The 14,403-nt window shown below is 72.5% G+C and carries 15 protein-coding genes and 1 pseudogene; 4 read left to right on the top strand and 12 right to left on the bottom strand.

The genetic code is table 11. From position 1 onward, the window contains the following. Window positions 1-115: 115 nt before the first annotated feature. Both ACFFNX_RS03845 and ACFFNX_RS03840 read left to right on the top strand, forming a co-directional pair. Window positions 116-412: pseudogene (locus ACFFNX_RS03845) on the top strand (recombinase family protein); the annotation flags it as partial. Between the two features lie 19 nt (window positions 413-431). Then, window positions 432-752 (top strand): hypothetical protein, encoded by a 321-nt coding sequence (locus ACFFNX_RS03840; protein WP_378195201.1) that lies wholly within the window; start codon window positions 432-434, stop codon window positions 750-752. Window positions 753-864: 112 nt separating this feature from the next. Here the strand turns inward: ACFFNX_RS03840 and ACFFNX_RS03835 are convergent, their stop codons facing one another. The 7 genes from ACFFNX_RS03835 to ACFFNX_RS03805 form a co-directional block, all read right to left on the bottom strand. Beyond that, window positions 865-1,884 carry an ABC-2 membrane transporter-related protein gene (locus tag ACFFNX_RS03835; protein WP_378195151.1) on the bottom strand — a complete coding sequence of 340 codons (1,020 nt, stop codon included), beginning with the start codon at window positions 1,882-1,884 and terminating at the stop codon, window positions 865-867. Then, window positions 1,881-2,771 (bottom strand): ABC transporter ATP-binding protein, encoded by an 891-nt coding sequence (locus ACFFNX_RS03830; RefSeq protein ID WP_378195148.1) that lies wholly within the window; start codon window positions 2,769-2,771, stop codon window positions 1,881-1,883. Before ACFFNX_RS03830 ends, ACFFNX_RS03835 begins: the two co-directional genes overlap by 4 nt. Then, window positions 2,768-3,160, bottom strand: a complete 393-nt coding sequence (locus ACFFNX_RS03825; RefSeq protein ID WP_378195145.1) for a GntR family transcriptional regulator — start codon at window positions 3,158-3,160, stop codon at window positions 2,768-2,770. Before ACFFNX_RS03825 ends, ACFFNX_RS03830 begins: the two co-directional genes overlap by 4 nt. Before the next feature lie 623 nt (window positions 3,161-3,783). Then, entirely contained in the window at window positions 3,784-4,125 is a 342-nt protein-coding gene (locus ACFFNX_RS03820; protein WP_378195142.1) for a cation diffusion facilitator family transporter, read from the bottom strand. A 438-nt stretch (window positions 4,126-4,563) separates the two neighbouring features. Next, the gene (locus ACFFNX_RS03815) at window positions 4,564-4,701 is read right to left on the bottom strand and encodes a site-specific integrase (protein ID WP_378195139.1); all 138 of its coding nucleotides are present in this window, start codon (window positions 4,699-4,701) and stop codon (window positions 4,564-4,566) included. Between the two features lie 541 nt (window positions 4,702-5,242). After that, entirely contained in the window at window positions 5,243-5,527 is a 285-nt protein-coding gene (locus ACFFNX_RS03810) for a hypothetical protein (protein ID WP_378195136.1), read from the bottom strand. 373 nt (window positions 5,528-5,900) lie between these two features. Beyond that, a complete protein-coding gene (locus ACFFNX_RS03805; protein WP_378195133.1) occupies window positions 5,901-6,776 on the bottom strand; it encodes a helix-turn-helix domain-containing protein in 876 nt (291 codons plus the stop codon). 386 nt (window positions 6,777-7,162) lie between these two features. On the opposite strand from ACFFNX_RS03805, the gene ACFFNX_RS03800 reads away from it, so the two are divergent. Then, the gene (locus tag ACFFNX_RS03800) at window positions 7,163-8,503 is read left to right on the top strand and encodes an MFS transporter (protein WP_378195130.1); all 1,341 of its coding nucleotides are present in this window, start codon (window positions 7,163-7,165) and stop codon (window positions 8,501-8,503) included. Between the two features lie 25 nt (window positions 8,504-8,528). On the opposite strand, the gene ACFFNX_RS03795 is transcribed toward ACFFNX_RS03800, so the two are convergent. The 3 genes from ACFFNX_RS03795 to ACFFNX_RS03785 form a co-directional block, all read right to left on the bottom strand. Beyond that, window positions 8,529-9,128 carry a DsbA family protein gene (locus ACFFNX_RS03795; protein ID WP_378195126.1) on the bottom strand — a complete coding sequence of 200 codons (600 nt, stop codon included), beginning with the start codon at window positions 9,126-9,128 and terminating at the stop codon, window positions 8,529-8,531. Window positions 9,129-9,241: 113 nt separating this feature from the next. Next, window positions 9,242-10,657 (bottom strand): MFS transporter, encoded by a 1,416-nt coding sequence (locus ACFFNX_RS03790; RefSeq protein WP_378195123.1) that lies wholly within the window; start codon window positions 10,655-10,657, stop codon window positions 9,242-9,244. A 30-nt stretch (window positions 10,658-10,687) separates the two neighbouring features. Next, a complete protein-coding gene (locus tag ACFFNX_RS03785) occupies window positions 10,688-11,518 on the bottom strand; it encodes an alpha/beta fold hydrolase (RefSeq protein WP_378195120.1) in 831 nt (276 codons plus the stop codon). 87 nt (window positions 11,519-11,605) lie between these two features. Between ACFFNX_RS03785 and ACFFNX_RS03780 the strand changes: the two genes are divergently transcribed. Next, complete coding sequence (locus ACFFNX_RS03780) at window positions 11,606-12,550, top strand: LysR family transcriptional regulator (protein WP_378195117.1); 945 nt, start codon at window positions 11,606-11,608, stop codon at window positions 12,548-12,550. A gap of 149 nt (window positions 12,551-12,699) precedes the next feature. Here ACFFNX_RS03780 and ACFFNX_RS03775 read toward each other — a convergent pair whose 3' ends face one another. Together ACFFNX_RS03775 and ACFFNX_RS03770 are read right to left on the bottom strand one after the other, a co-directional pair. Further along, window positions 12,700-13,494, bottom strand: a complete 795-nt coding sequence (locus ACFFNX_RS03775; RefSeq protein ID WP_378195114.1) for a maleylpyruvate isomerase family mycothiol-dependent enzyme — start codon at window positions 13,492-13,494, stop codon at window positions 12,700-12,702. Further along, the gene (locus ACFFNX_RS03770; RefSeq protein ID WP_378195112.1) at window positions 13,491-14,321 is read right to left on the bottom strand and encodes an IclR family transcriptional regulator; all 831 of its coding nucleotides are present in this window, start codon (window positions 14,319-14,321) and stop codon (window positions 13,491-13,493) included. The genes ACFFNX_RS03775 and ACFFNX_RS03770 overlap by 4 nt, the downstream gene beginning before the upstream one ends. Window positions 14,322-14,403 lie beyond the last annotated feature (82 nt).

The following is a 14,403-nucleotide window of genomic DNA, read 5'->3' as shown; positions in this document are numbered from 1 at the left end:
GGCTTCCGGCGTGACTCACCGCTAATCTGCCTGTCGTCAAATGACCCTTTGACGACAGGCGACCCGGACCATCGTCGGCCCGTTCGAAACACGGGAAAACCGGCGACCCGATCCAATGCGATCCGTTCCGGATCGACGACAGGGTTTGACGACAGATAGAACCGTCATCGGCGACAAAGCCAGCGGACGAAGGGGCGGCGTGGTCATGGCGGAGCTGGTCTACACGCGCGTGTCCACCGACGAGCAGAGCACCCAGCGGCAGACCCACCTGCTCGCCGAGGCCGGCCTCGTTGACGGCGCCGACGGCGTGCGGCTGTTCACCGACCCGGCCACCTCCTCGAAGATCCCCGCGCTGGAACGGGCCGGCTTCCGCGCGCTGGTCGGCTATGCGCGGCCCAGCGACCGGCTGACGGTCTCGGAGCTGTACGGCCGTGGCCGACCTGATGCCCGGCCTACCCGACCGGCCCCCACCCGCTGCCGACGCGCCACAGCCGGTGCGGGTCGAGATGCCGGGCAAGATCGCCCGATACCTGGCCGACCACGACGGCCTGGGCGACGCCGAATGGCAGGCCCTGCGGAAGGGACGTGAGGTGCGTCGTGGCCAGGGCTACAGCCTGCACCTCACCGCGCCGCCCGACGTACACCACGCGCTGCTTGCCGCCGCGGCGATGCTGGGCGACGAAGCGGCGTCCCCGGCGGAGCGCAAGGCATACCGGATCTACGCGGAGCGGCTGAACAACGCGACGCTGTGACGGACTACAACCGGATCACCGGGCGTGCACAGAACTTCGGACATCCGTGCAGGCCACTTCAGAGATGCCGGGGCCGGCCTCCGGACGGCGACCGCCCCCCCACAGCCCTTGATCAGGGCAGCCGGCGGAGCCGGTGGAAGCAAAAACCGGTGAGGCCGAGGGTGAGGAGCGCGTAGATGCCCAACTCGCACCACTGGAGGGACCAGAAGCGACCGGGCGGCTGGTAGGTCATCGCCTGCCGGTAGCCAAGCCGGTTGATCTCGGCCATGCACGCGTCCCGGGTCGGCGCGCCCTGGGAGGGCGCGCATGCCCCGGAGGTCAAAGACACCTTGACATCGCCGACGGCGCGCCCGGACGCGTCAATGGTGCGCTGGGACAGGATCCACGCGCCCGTTTCGGGCGGCTTGATCCGCAGGCGCACCGAACCGTCGGCGGTGTTGGCCATGAGGGATTTCAGGTTCGCGCCGGTGATCGCGGTGGTGGCACGGGTCGGCGGCAGCAGGTGGGGCCTGACCAGGAGCGGCACGGCGACCTGGACGGCGGCGAAGACGGCCAGAGTCAGGGCCATCGCGGGCACGGTTCGCCGGACGAGCATCCCGACGACCACCCCGAGGACGAACGCGAAGGCGGCATAGCCGACGGGGACGATGCCCCGCGCGCCGAACACCAGGGGCGACAGCCGCGGCAGTTCGTCCGCCGCGCTCTTGTCGATGGGGCCCGACCACCAGGTGATCGCCAGGCTTCCCAGCGCGGCGGCCGCCGTCGTGGCCAGCCCGACGAGCGCGAGCTTGACGGCGAGCCAGCGCGTGCGCGTGACGCTCTGGTTCCACACCAGCCGGTGGGTGCCGCTCTCCAGTTCGCGGCCGATCAGGGGCGCTCCCCAAAACAGTCCGACCAGGCCGGGCAGGAGCAGCACGAGGGCGATGAGCGCGAGGAAGACCATCTGGTGATCGTCGAAGAACTGCCCGGTGAACGTCGAGCAGTCGCCTGCGGCCGTGCAGGCCGACCGTCCGGAGGCGTAGTCGTCGGCAAGGCCGGGACCGGTGACGGCCAGGACGGCCGCCAGCGCGGCGAGCGCGGCGAAGCCCGTTGTCGCCTGGGTACGGAACTGGCGCAGTGTCAACCAGATCATCGCTGGACCTCCAGAGCCGGCCGGGCGCCTGTGTCCCCGTCGGGGTTCATGTAGGCGAGTACGAGGTCTTCGAGGCCGAGACCGCTGACGGTCCAGGCCGGGTCGTGGATCGGGCCTTCGGAGCGGACGATCAGGGTCGTCTGGCGGCCGGTGTGGCCGGCCGAGACGACATGCTGGTCGCCCGGCAGCCGGGCCGGGTCGCGGCGCGGCCCGGTAAGGCGGTGGTGTGCGGCCAGCAGCTCGTCTACCTCGCCCGCGATCCGGACCTGCGACGACACCAGCACGACCAGGTAGTCGCAGGCCCGCTCCAGGTCGGACACCAGGTGGGAGGAAAGCACGACGCCGAGCCCCTGCTCGGCGACGGCCTCCATCAGACTCTGCAGGAAGTCGCGGCGGGCGAGCGGGTCGAGTGCGGCGACCGGCTCGTCCAGGATCAGCAGCTCGGGCCGCTTGGCGATGCCGAGGGTGAGGGCGAGCTGGGCGCGCTGGCCGCCCGACAGCCGCCCGGCCCGTTGCGCGGGATGCAGGCCGAGCCGCTTGATCCGCTCCCACGCCAGGGCGTCGTCCCACGCAGGGTTGAGGCGGGCGCCCAAGCGCAGGTGCTCCTCGACGCTCAGCCCCGCGTAGACGGGGGTGTCCTGGGCGACGAAACCGACCTTGGCGAGTTGCTCGGGACCGGCGCCCGGACGGCCGCCGCACACCTCGATCGTGCCCGAGGTCGGGGTGAGCATCCCGGCGGCCAGGTTCAGCAGCGTGCTCTTCCCAGCACCATTGGGACCGACCAGCCCCACCACGCGCCCGGCGGGGATGTCCAAAGTGCAGTCCGACAGCGCCTGGCGGCGCCCGTAGGTCTTATTGAGTGCGCGGGCGCGCAGAGTGGCGGTCACGCGGTCTCCTCCTGTCCGGCGGTGTGAAAGGCCGACATGAACAGGGCCTCGATGCTCTCGTCGTCCAAGCCGGCCCGGCGGGCCTTGGCCAGCCAGCGCCGCAGCTCGGCGCGCAGCGGGCCGTGCGCGGCCAGCGAGGTGTGGGCGAGAGTTGCCGTCACGAACGTGCCGACCCCGGGACGGGCGGCGACCAGGCCTTCGTGCTCCAGTTCGCGGTAGGCCTTCAGCACCGTGTTGGGGTTGATCGCCAGCTGCGCCACGACCTCCTTGACCGTGGGAAGCCGGTCGCGCTCCTTCAGCAGCCCGAGCCTCAGCGCATGCCGGACCTGCCGGACGAGCTGCTGGTACGGCGGCAGCCCCGAGCCCGGATCCAGATGGAACTCAAGCACCGTTCCTCCATTTATCTAGGTGCCTAGTACTTTAGAGGGGTAGCGCAAGACCTTGTCAAACCCGCAGCTGAGAGCACCAGGCGCCATCGGGTCGGGCACCAGAATGTTGGGATCGCTCGTCAAGCCAGCAGGTCGACGCCTGAAGGAAGAACCTCAGCCGGACCGTCGCCGAAGATCGGCTCCCACCGCGCCCAGGCCTGCCACCCGGAAACCCGCGACGTCCCCATCGCGACAGCCCTCTGGCTGCAACAGGCCATGGACTGACACCACACCGCCACCCACATCCTGCCCCCGGCCTGCGCCTGAAGTTGTCCGGCGGCCGCATCACCAAACACGCCATCGACCTGGACAACGTCGCCGGACCCGCCATCGCCGACTATCTCCAGACACAGGGCTGAACGCGCACCCGGACCTATGTTCTCGTCGGGTTCTGCCGACTCATAGTCAGGCCGTCGGCTTCTCAAGCCTGGCGGGATCAATGCTCGCTGACCTCTTCGAGCATCTCCTCCGAGTCACGGTCCCGGGCGAGGACATCGAGCGCGGCCGCGCTCGCCTGGCCCCAGGCCTGCGGCCCCGCCGCCTACCTGGGAAGACGCCTCAGATGGCGGCTGGTGGTAACTCCCTTACCGGCAGGCCGACCACGGCGGCGATGGCAACCGCGAGCAGGTGCGAGACCGGCTGGGGTGGATCAGCCGGTCGATGGCGGCGTAGGCCGCGGCGATTGAGGGCGCCGCGATGGTCACCGAGATCGCGACCCCGGCCAGATCCTCGGCTCGCCCGTAGCCGTAGGTGTAGCGGCGGGTCGGCGGGCGCCGGCCCAGCACGAACGCGATTACCAGCGGGACCGCCGTGAGGGCGTCAGCGGCGTTGTGCAGCGTGTCCCCCAGCAACGCCACCGACCTCGAAATGGCGACCACGACCGCCTGGATGACCGTCGTGACGCCCAGCCCGCCAAAGAGATCCACAACGCCCGCATGCCTTCGGCCGAGGCCTCCATCGCTGCGTCGACCTTGTCGGCCGCCTCGTGGGAGTGCGGCCGGAACACATGCACGACCTTGTCCCAGACACCGGAAGAACCGTGTTCGTGGCCGTGCTCGTGGCGCTGCCCGCGATACCAATAGCCCCGCAGCGTCGGCGGCGTTCCCGGCGGGAAGTGCCCCATGCTGTTGAGCACGTTCCAGGCCAGCAGACCCGCACGGCGGCTGGTGTCCCCGCGCGAGTCGAGCACGAGACCGAGCCGGGCGCTTTCCTCGGCGTAGTGCAGGAGCGCTTCGGGTGTCAGGTCGGCCAGCGCGATCGCCTGGGTGGCCAGCGCGCAGCACACGTCGAACAGCGCGATGTACTGGTTGCGCCGGGAGGCGCGGCAGGCGGTGACCGCGGCGAAGAAGGCGTCCAGCCGCTCATCACACCTCCACCAGCGTCATCTTCGGGTCGTTGGCCATCCGGGTCGCGGCCGTGTGCCGCAGGTCATGCAACGTCCAGTTGGTGCCGAGCTTGTCGTTGGCGCGCTGCAGCACCCGCCGCATCGCCCAATACGACATCGGCCGCTGCTGTCCCCGCCGAGTCCGCCACAATGCTCACTCGCCGCGGGCACCCCGTCGGCGTCCAGGTACAACACCAGGTACCGGAACGCCTCCGGGCTGGCGGGCACCGCCTGACACAACCGAGTGCCTTTCGACACGACGTAGACGCGCAGCCCAGCCCAGTCGACATCGCCGACCGTAACTCCCAGCAGCTCGCTGGCTCGCGCGCCGCTCGAGACGTAGAACAGCAGCAGTGCCCGGTCCCGGTCGCACGTCATCGCGGCGAGCAGCTCATCCCACGCCGCGTCCGGCAGTGCTCGCGGAACGGCTTCGGGCACCCGCTGCCGCAGCCGGGCGCGCCGGAAGACCGGCGCCGCCTCGATCGGGCTGCGATGGGCCAGCGCGGAGCGGCGATCGGCCGAACTCGGCACCGGGTTGACCACCGGGCCGCCGCCGTGGTGGGCGTGGAAGGCATAGAACCCGTACACCACGCTCAAGGCGTGGTTGATCGTCCGAGGCGCGTACCCCTCGGCCAGCACCACCTTGCCAGTCCGCAGGTTCACCGTCCCGGGTGCGGGCGCGAGCGGCGACGCTGCGGATTACCCGCCGTCCGCATCCAGCCCACCAAGACGTCGACCTCCGCGCCGGTCGCCTTCTCCCAGGCCACCTCCAGCACCCACAACACCCGAAACCAGCGCAGCAGGTCAAAGGCGTAACTACGACACGTCAACACGCTCATATCGCTGAGCGCCAGCTCCTTCATGTAGCCGCTCACGGGCGCGACCTCCACGCCGCCACCATCCCGAACCACGAACGGCGGAAACCGGCCCGTCGACTTCTCCACGCTCCCGAGCCGAGGCACACCCGCCCGGCCCTCCATCAACGCCTGCCGCAACTTCGACACCCACCAAGCCTTCCGGTCGCCGAGCAGCCTGCCCGGGAATCGCAGTACTTGGTGTAGTCAACAGTCCAAGGAAGTACAGCATGTCGCCATCGGAGTCGGTTCCGCCCAGGATCAGGGCCCGATCGTCCTCGCCCAGGGAGATGACGGCGAACAGCCCGGGGGGCCCGTCGGGGATGTCCGTGCCGAAGTGCCCGCCTGCGCTCCTGGGCAGCCCGGTCTCGGTGAGGAGCACGAGGTCGGTGTCGGACAGCCCGAGTTCCCTCCCCGTCTCGGTCGTTCGTCGTGCGCGCGGCACCGACTTCTGGTGACGCGGTCACCAGAAGTCGGTGCAGGCGTTTCGGGGAAGGCCGGCCGGCCGGCGCGGTGTGTCGCCGCAGGCGCGGAACCTCCATCCCGGCGCGATCTCGTGGGCGCGGCTGGCGAAGGTGGCGCCGGTCGTGGTGAACGGGCCGCACTGGGTCCACGTCTTGCCGTCGTTGCGCGTCCAGTCCATCCAGACGCGGTCGCCGTACCGGGCATGGGTGATCTGCGCCCAGACCAGCTCGTGGCCGCCGATGCTCCGGGTGAGCAACTGCACCGTGGCCGTGTGGTCGCGGCCGTGCACCTGGACGGGCGCGAGCGGCGCCTGGCCGTCCTGCCGGCCCGGCCAGGGCCAGTCCTTGCAGGCGGCGAACTGCTGTACCACCGGGACGGCCTGGGAACGGGGCACCAGCCACCGTCCGACGAGCACGCCGGAGCCGCCGAAGACCAGCGCCGTCAGCGCGATCAGGGCGGCGACGACCAGCCGGCCGCGGCGATCGAGCCGGCGAAGCGGCACCCGGTCCCCGGCCGTCGCGGACGGCTGCGGATCCGGCGGCGCGGCCGGGTCCGGGAACGGTCCCGGCGGTGGCGGGCAGTCGCCCCGCCGGTGACCGTCCCCGGTGAGGTGGTTCCACAGCGGGCGCAGCCGCGCGGGATCGTCCCCGGCCAGCCGTGCCAGCCGCTCGATGACCGCCCACGGCGGGACGATCCGCCCGGACAGGTAGCGCGATATCGACGAGTCGCTGGCGTGGACGAGTTGTTCGAGTTCCTTGAGGCTCTTTCCGGTACGCGTCCGCAGCGCCTGCAGTTCGGCGGCGAGCCGCGGCCCGGCGTCGCAGTCCGCTGATTTCGACGGCTTCGGCGCGGGTTCTTCCGCAGGCCGTTTCATCCCACCGAATCCCATCCGGTTTGCGCGGTCGAGCGCTGCGACACTGTCATGGGCTGCCGTCCCGCGAATATTCCTCATTCCACGACATGCGGTGTTAATCCCACCACATGAGCCGTACATGTGGGGTGGAATGGGATCAACTCCCACATCGGGCGCGCAAGTCGCCGGGCGGTTTCGTCAAGCGGCGATGAGGGCTCGGCATTGTGGGCGTGATCTCGATTCGGTCCGCGTAAAGTCCCCGCGAGTGCAGGCACCAGCGCGGGAAAGGCGCTACCGATGAACGACCGTCATTCGTCCGGTTCTGGTCCTTTGGTCGGCATTGTTCGCGGCACGTCGCCGGGGCATCCGGCTCCTGACCCACGACGCGGCGGCGCTTAGCCCAGGCCGTGATCGACTCGCTGCGGGGCCCGACGTCCACCGGTCGGGCGGCCGCGCATCTGGCACGCATCACCGGTCCGCTGCGGACCGACTCGCGGTTCCGCCGGTGTTTCGTGGCCGACCAGGTCAACGCCGGCGGCACGACCATGGCGACGGGGGCGCTGGCCTTCACCGTGCTCGGCATCGGCGGCGGGGCGAGCGGGATCGCCATGGTGCTGCTGGCCACCATGACGGCGGGCATCCTCGCGGGCCCGCTGGGCGGAGTGGTCGCCGACCGGTTTCCCCGCGCGTCGGTCATCTCCGTCGTCCAGGTCATCATCGGGCTGATCACGATGATCGAGGCCATCCTGATCTTCACCGGCCGGGCCGCCGTGTGGAACCTCGCGACACTGGCCGCCGCGAACTCCGCCGCGGCGTCGTTCTCCGGACCCGCGCGTACGGGCCTGATCGGCTCGATCGTCGCGGAGGAGCAGCTGAGTGAGGCGAACGCCCTCAGCCAGTTGGCCCGGCACGTCGTCTTGACCATCGGCCCGGCGATCGGCGGGGCCGTCGTCGCGATGGCGGGCGCCGGCTACGGAGTGGGATGCAACGCCGTCTCCTTCTTCGTCTCCGGCGCGCTGATGGCGAGGATCCACGCGCCGTGCGCCGACCGGCGGCCGTCCACCATGCGCGCCGACCTGATCGAGGGCTGGACCACGATCCGTACCCGGCGCTGGATCTGGACCTGCCTCATCGGCGCCGGGGTCATGATCCCGGCCTGGCACGTCGGCTACGGCATTCTCGGGCCGCCGTACGCCGAGACCTGCCTGGGCGGCGCGTGGGCGTGGGGTTTGATCGCCTCCAGCCTCGGCTGCGGCATGGCGCTGGGCGCGGCCGTCTCGCTCATCTGGCGTCCGCGCCGGGCGGGGTGGACCAACTGCCTCGGGACGGCGGCACTGGCCCTGCCGGACCCGCTGATGGCGGCCGGGGCGCCGCTGCCGGCGGTGATGGCGGCGGTCGTCGTCGCCGCGTGCGGGCTGAGCATGTCGGTGGTGGCGTGGCGGACCGCGATCCAGCAGGACGTACCCGCGGACCAGCAGGGCCGGGTCTCGGCGTTCGCCGACATCGCCGAGATCGGCCTGACCCCGGTCGGCTACCTCCTGGTCGCACCCGCCACCGACGCCATCGGCATCCGGGCCACCCTGCTGGTGTGCGGGATCATCGTCGCCGGCGCCAGCCTGGCACCGCTGCTGAGCCGCGACGTACGGACACTGACCCTCGTGACCGCAGTCCCGCCGGTCGTCGAGGAGCTCCCCGACGACCCGGCACCGGACCTGACCCCGCCACCGGTGAGCACACCGGCCTCCTGACACCGCGGCACGGCCACGCGGCCGATCACAACCGCGGGCATGGCCCCGACCCCGCGCCGACCGCGAACGTCACGTAGACGGACCGGCCGAGGCGGGCGTGGCCGAGCATGCATCGGGTGAACGCCGGATCGGCCAGCGTGACCGGGCCGCCGACGCCGGCCGGTGACCCCTGGCCCTCCGTCCGGGGGTGTGGCGAACAGTGCGTGGGCGTACGGGACGAACCGGCCGCCACGCAGCCGGGGGAGGGCGACGCTCGCGACGAGCAGTGGCCGGTCGACAGCCGATCCAGGACAGCCATCGGCTGGCAGACGAGGGTGGTCAGCCCACTCGCGGCCAGGCGTTCCAGCGCCGAGCCGGCGGTCTCCTCGAACTGCTTGCAGAACGGGCACTGGAAGTCGATGACGATCGCCCCGCCGCCGTCCCCGTCCCGGCCGCCATCATCATCACCGTCGCCGCCATCGCCGCTGCCGCCCCCGTCGCCATCGCCGCCGACCCTCGCCCCGCCCCCGCCTCCGTCGTCGCCACCATCGCCGCTGCCGCTGCCGCTGCCGACACCGTCCCCGTCGGCCGGAGTGCCCCGGGGCATCTGCTCCGGTGCCGACGCGTGTGGTGTCGATGTCGTCATGTGGCTCTCTCGTCCCGGCGGGGAATGGCGGTCGGTGATCGTGCCGGGCCCCGGGGCGGTCGTGCCGGTCGCTTCCCGCCGCCCCGGCGGCCGATCCGCATCGGACCGGGGTCTCACACCCCGGTCGGCCTTGGTCCCGGTTCGGCATCGCCTCCGGCCGCCGTGCCCCGTGCGACCGGGGCCTCGTCCGCGAACGGCTCTCCGCGCAGCCGGAGGCTGATCAGCGCCGTGACGGCGAAGACGGCGCCCTCATAGGTCATGGCGTGCGAGAACGCGTCGCCGGGGAGGCCGAAGTAGGCCAGCCCGGCCGCGGTCACCCCGATCGAACCGCCGAGCTGCTGGGCCGTGGGCAGCAGCCCGGACACCGACCCCGCCGCGGCGCCGTCCACCTTCGCCAGCACCAGGGCGAACACCGACGTGGTGAACAAGCCGAACGCCGCGCCCCCGGCCGCCAGCACCGGTATCGCCGTCCAGCGGCCGGCCGTGGTCCGGATGAGGGGGGCGAGCGCGACGGCCATTCCCGCCAGCACCAGCGACGCGACCGTGAGCACCGCCGCCCCGTGGCGGCGGGACAGGGCGGGCGCGGCCCGGCTGCCCAGGACGGCCGCGGCCGCGAACGGTGCCGACACCAGCGCCGCGGAGACGGCCGGGTAGCCGAGGGCGGTCTGCAGGTGCAGGAACAGCAGGTACGTGAACGACGGCACGCCCGCGTTGAACACGAACACCAGCGACACCCCCCACCGTGCCGTCCGGTCGCGCAGTACCGACGGATGGATCAGCGGGTCCGGCCGGTACCGGAGCGTCGCGGCGAAACAGCCGAGCGCGGCCGCGGCGACGGCGAGACCTGCCCATGTCCACCAGGGCCAGCCCGCCTCCCGGCCCAGCGCCAGCGGCAGGATCAGCGCGCCGAATCCCACCGTGGTCAGGACCGCGCCCACCCCGTCCACCCGCTGTCCGCCGGCGCCACGCGTACGGGGCAGCACCGTCGCCCCCGCCAGCGAGACGAGCGTCACCGGCACCGTGACCAGGAACACCGGCCGCCAGCCGAGGCCGAACACGTCGGCGCCGACGAGCAGCCCGCCGACCAGCGGTCCGGCCAGTGAGGCCACGCCCATCGTGGCCCCGTAAAGGCCCATGGCACGCGCCCGTCGCGTCGCGGGCAGGGCGACCTGGATGATCGACAGCACCTGCGGGGCGACCAGGCCGCTGCCCGCGCCCTGCACCAGCCGCGCCGCGATCAACGACGCCGCGCCGGGCGCGGCGGCGCAGGCCACCGACCCGGCTGTGAAGATCACGGTGCCCACCACGAACAGCCGGCGGTACCCGTACCGGTCGCCCAGGCGTGCCGCCGTGATGAGCAGGCACGCGTAGGCCAGGGTGTATCCGGCGAGGACGAGCTGCACCGCGCCGGGACCCGCGCCCAGGTCGGCCTGCATCGCCGGGGCGGCGACCTGCGCGACGGTGACGTTGAGCAGTTGTACGAAGGTGGCGCTCAGCACCGCCGGCAGAACGAACCGTCCGCCGTTCACGACCGTCCGCCGTTCACGACCGTCCGCCGTTCACGAGACGAGGGCGGCGGCGAGCTCGTCCGGCCGGGCGGCGAACGGGCTGTGGCCGCCCGGGAGGGTATGCACGGTGAACGGCCTGCCGGGGAAGGCCGCGTCGGCCTCGGCGATCATCAGGTCCTGTACGGCGGGCGTCAGCGCCCGGTCATCCGCACAGCGCAGGAAGGTCCGCGGGATGCCTCCCCACCGCTCCGCGGTCAGCGTGACCGGGCTCGCCGGGATCGCCAGCGGCAGGTCGGGACTGAGCACCGAGCGCCAACGGTCGAACCGGTCCACGGGGGTGTCGTGGTAATGGGTCTGCCGCAGCTCTTCGACGTAGGCGGGGTCGGCCGAGATCGGGTTGATCCGTACGGCGCCCAGGGCGGCGGGGTCGCCGAGGTTGAGACCCTGCCCCAGCGCGGCGGCGTTCTCCGGCGAGCCGAGATAGTCCAAGAACCGCGGCCGTCCCCCCGGGACGAACGCGGTCAGGTACACCATCCTGTCGACGAGCCGAGGCGCCTTCTCCGCGGCCAGCGACAGGGGACCGCCGCCCGCGCTGTGCCCGACGAGCACGACACTGCGGTGGTGCCGGACCCGGCGCAGCGTCTCCACGACGGCCTCGGCGCACTCGTCCATCGTCACGGTGGCGAGTCGGGACCTCTCGGTCGCGAGGCCGGGCTGGCCGGGCAGCAGGTATCCGGTGGGCAGGGGAGCGTCGAAGCCGTGTCCGGGCAGGTCGACGGCCACACTGGCGGAGCCGAGCCCCACGAGTGCGCGCTGGGTCGCGGCCCAGTGCCCGGAGCCGTGCCAGGCGCCGTGTACGAGGACGAAAACCGTGCTGTTCATGCCCTCATCCCAGGCGATGACCATCGCGATATCCACGGAAAGATATGGCAGATGGCCTGGCGATATATCCGAGATATCGTCGACGCCATGGAGGCACGACACCTGCGGTATGCGCTCGCCCTCGCCGAGCACGAGCACTTCGGTCGGGCGGCCGGTGCGCTGGGGATCGCGCAGCCGCCGCTGTCCAAGCAGATCGCCGACCTCGAGCGCGAGGTCGGGGCCCGGCTGTTCGACCGTACGCGCCGGGGGGTGTTCCCGACGGCGGCGGGCGAGGCGTTCCTGGCCCGTGCACGGCGGGCGCTCGAGGAGATCGCGGCGGCCGTGGTCGACGCGGGCCGGGCCGCGCGCGGCGAGACGGGCCGGCTGCGCCTGGGGTTCATCGCCTCGGCGCTGCTCGACCCCCTGCCCGGCGTCCTGCGCCGGTTCGGCCGGGAGCGGCCGGACGTACGGCTCGAACTCCACGAGATGGCGACCAGCCGCAGCACCGCCGCGCTGGTCGCCGGCGAACTCGACGTGGCGATCACCCTCGGCCCGCCGCGGAACGCGGGAGCCGAGCACCTCGTCTCCGTGCCGATCGGGCACGATCACCTGATCGCCGTGGTGAGCACCGCGCATCCCTACGCCGGCCGGCCGTCGGTGACCGTGGACCAGTTGCGGCGGCAGCGGCTCATCGTGGCGGGCGGCGAGGACGAGCCCGCCGTCAGCGCCGGGTTGCGAACCCTGCTCGGCGAGGACTCCCCGGCGCTCGGCGGCGCGACCGTCGCCAGGGACGTCCACACGATCGTCGGCCTGGCCGCCTCCGGCGTGGGCGTCGGCCTGGGCCCGTCCCGGATGCTCGCGGTCCCGCGCCCGGGGACGTGGTTCTGCGAGGTGACCCCGCGCAGGCCCCTGCCCGACCTGATCCTGTCCTTCGCCGCGCGGGACCACTCGCCGGTGCTGGGCGCCTTCCTCGACACGATCCGGCGAAACTGCCCCGCGGTCGGCGCCGCGCTGGACGACCGGCTCCGCGCCCGGCGCGCAGAGCCCGGGTGAGCCCGGCCGACGACGACGTCCGAGCGCCCGACCACCGGCAACGGCGCTTGCGGCTCATCGTGCCGGTGGTCCGGCCCGGCGCGCGGCCACCGGCACGTACGCGGGATGCCGCCGGACACCCGCGTGGGCGTACGCCTCGGAGGCGGCCGTCAGAAGCCGGGGAAGACGCGGCGCAGATCGTCCAGCGTGAGCGTGCCGCCGGTGAGCTTCACCGAGTCCGGGGTGTGCGCGGGAGCGTGCCGGCCGGTGACCAGGCGCAGCCACCACTCCGCCGGCGCGGTCAGCGACGCGTCCGGGTCCGCCGGGGTGTCGGTCACCGTCACCGTCTCATCCACCCGGACCCCGAAGGACCGCTCCGGGGAGGTGGTGGTCACCGCGATCGTCACCGGCCGGCCGTCGAGTTCGGCGGCCTTGCCGACGAAGCCGATGAGCTGCCCGGCCTGCTCGAACAGCAGGGGAGCGGCCTCCGGCGCGAGCGTCGCCGCCGGGTCGAAGGCCGCCTTGACGTCCCACACGTGGTGGGCGACCTCGTTGAGCCGCAGCCCGGCGGCGGAGGCGAGGTCCACGGGCGCGGGCAGGAAGCCCAGGTCGATGCGGAGACTCTCCCTGGTCGGCGCGTCGATCGCCTCGTAGCGGCGCACCAGCGTCTCGTCGGCGGTCAGGAAGGTCTCGGCCCGCTCCTCGCGCGACATGGCGTCCCACCGCGCCCACACGCGCCGGTTGAAGTCACCGTCGGGGCTGCCGGTGCCGTTCAGCGCGCCATCCAGCGAGGCGAGGGCGATCTCCGCGCCGCTGCCCAGGTGGCTCAGCACCTGCGAGACGTCCCACTCGGCGGCCCCGGACGGGCGGGCCAGGTCGTCGGGGGTGAAACCGCGCACCATCGCCGCGAGGTCGTCGTGGCCGGTGCGCAGGGCCTGGATCGTCTCGTCCGCTCGGTCGCTCATTCGATGGTCTCCCGTGGGGTTGGGCTGCGACGGCCGCGGGTCGCGCGGCCCTGATCGAGAAGGTTAGACCGTGGCGTCGCGATGCCGTCGCGCGCCCGCCGCCCGCTGGAGCCGTCCTCGCTCCGGCGGCGCAGGACCTCACCGAGGATGGCGGCGAGGCGGGACGGCGAGGCGTTCGACGGGGCGGCCACCGCGATGACGGCCTCGCCCGCGCCGGGCAGCGGCGCCGCCACGGAGATGACGCCGCGCCGGTGCTCCTCCCTCTCCACGGCGATCCCTCGCGCGCGGACCCGGCGGAGCTCGGCGTCCAGCCCGCCGGGGGTCGTGATCGTGTACGGCGTCAACCGGGGGAGCGGGAAGCGCAGCGACCGCGACAGCGCGGGCACGCGCGTCAGCAGGACCTTCCCGGCCGCCGTCGCGTGCGGGGGCAGCGAGCCGTCGTCGTGGAGCACCGCCGATGACCCGGCCCGCTCCAGGACCCTGACCTCGGTGCCGTCGAGAACGGCCACGTACGCGTCCGCCCGCGTCCGCGCCGCGAGGTCACGCAGGGTGGGGAGGACGGCCTCGCGCAGCCGCCGGGGGCACGGGGCGGCGTTCCCGAGCCACCACAGGCGCTGCCCGATCCGGTAGGAGCCGTCGCGGAAGCGTTCGAGGCCGCCCCACTCCACGAGCTCGCGTACGAGGCGCAGGGCCGTCGGCATCGGCAGCCCGGTCCGCCGCACGATGTCGGCCAGCCGCAGCGCCTCCTGCGGCCCGGCGAACGCGTCGACCACCGCGAAGATCTTGCTGGCGACGGTTCGTCCCGCCTCATGTGCGTTGCCCGCCATCGCGCCTGTCCTTTCCGCCGCGCTCCGCGCCTTTCACTGGCCGAAAGCCCGCTCTTTCCGTACGGGACCGGCGGCCCGCAGG

This window comes from Actinoallomurus acaciae, from assembly GCF_042429965.1.
Taxonomy (GTDB): domain Bacteria; phylum Actinomycetota; class Actinomycetes; order Streptosporangiales; family Streptosporangiaceae; genus Actinoallomurus; species Actinoallomurus acaciae.
This window is presented reverse-complemented; position numbering and strand designations above follow the sequence as displayed.

Bases quoted from the DNA above. Each gene is read 5' to 3' on its own strand.
- ACFFNX_RS03775 (WP_378195114.1), bottom strand. From the start codon at position 13,494: ATGAGCGACCGAGCGGACGAGACGATCCAGGCCCTGCGCACCGGCCAC.
- ACFFNX_RS03835 (WP_378195151.1), bottom strand. From the start codon at position 1,884: ATGATCTGGTTGACACTGCGCCAGTTCCGTACCCAGGCGACAACGGGC.
- ACFFNX_RS03815 (WP_378195139.1), bottom strand. From the start codon at position 4,701: ATGTCGTATTGGGCGATGCGGCGGGTGCTGCAGCGCGCCAACGACAAG.
- ACFFNX_RS03795 (WP_378195126.1), bottom strand. From the start codon at position 9,128: ATGACGACATCGACACCACACGCGTCGGCACCGGAGCAGATGCCCCGG.
- ACFFNX_RS03780 (WP_378195117.1), top strand. From the start codon at position 11,606: ATGGAGGCACGACACCTGCGGTATGCGCTCGCCCTCGCCGAGCACGAG.
- ACFFNX_RS03785 (WP_378195120.1), bottom strand. From the start codon at position 11,518: ATGAACAGCACGGTTTTCGTCCTCGTACACGGCGCCTGGCACGGCTCC.
- ACFFNX_RS03770 (WP_378195112.1), bottom strand. From the start codon at position 14,321: ATGGCGGGCAACGCACATGAGGCGGGACGAACCGTCGCCAGCAAGATC.
- ACFFNX_RS03805 (WP_378195133.1), bottom strand. From the start codon at position 6,776: ATGAAACGGCCTGCGGAAGAACCCGCGCCGAAGCCGTCGAAATCAGCG.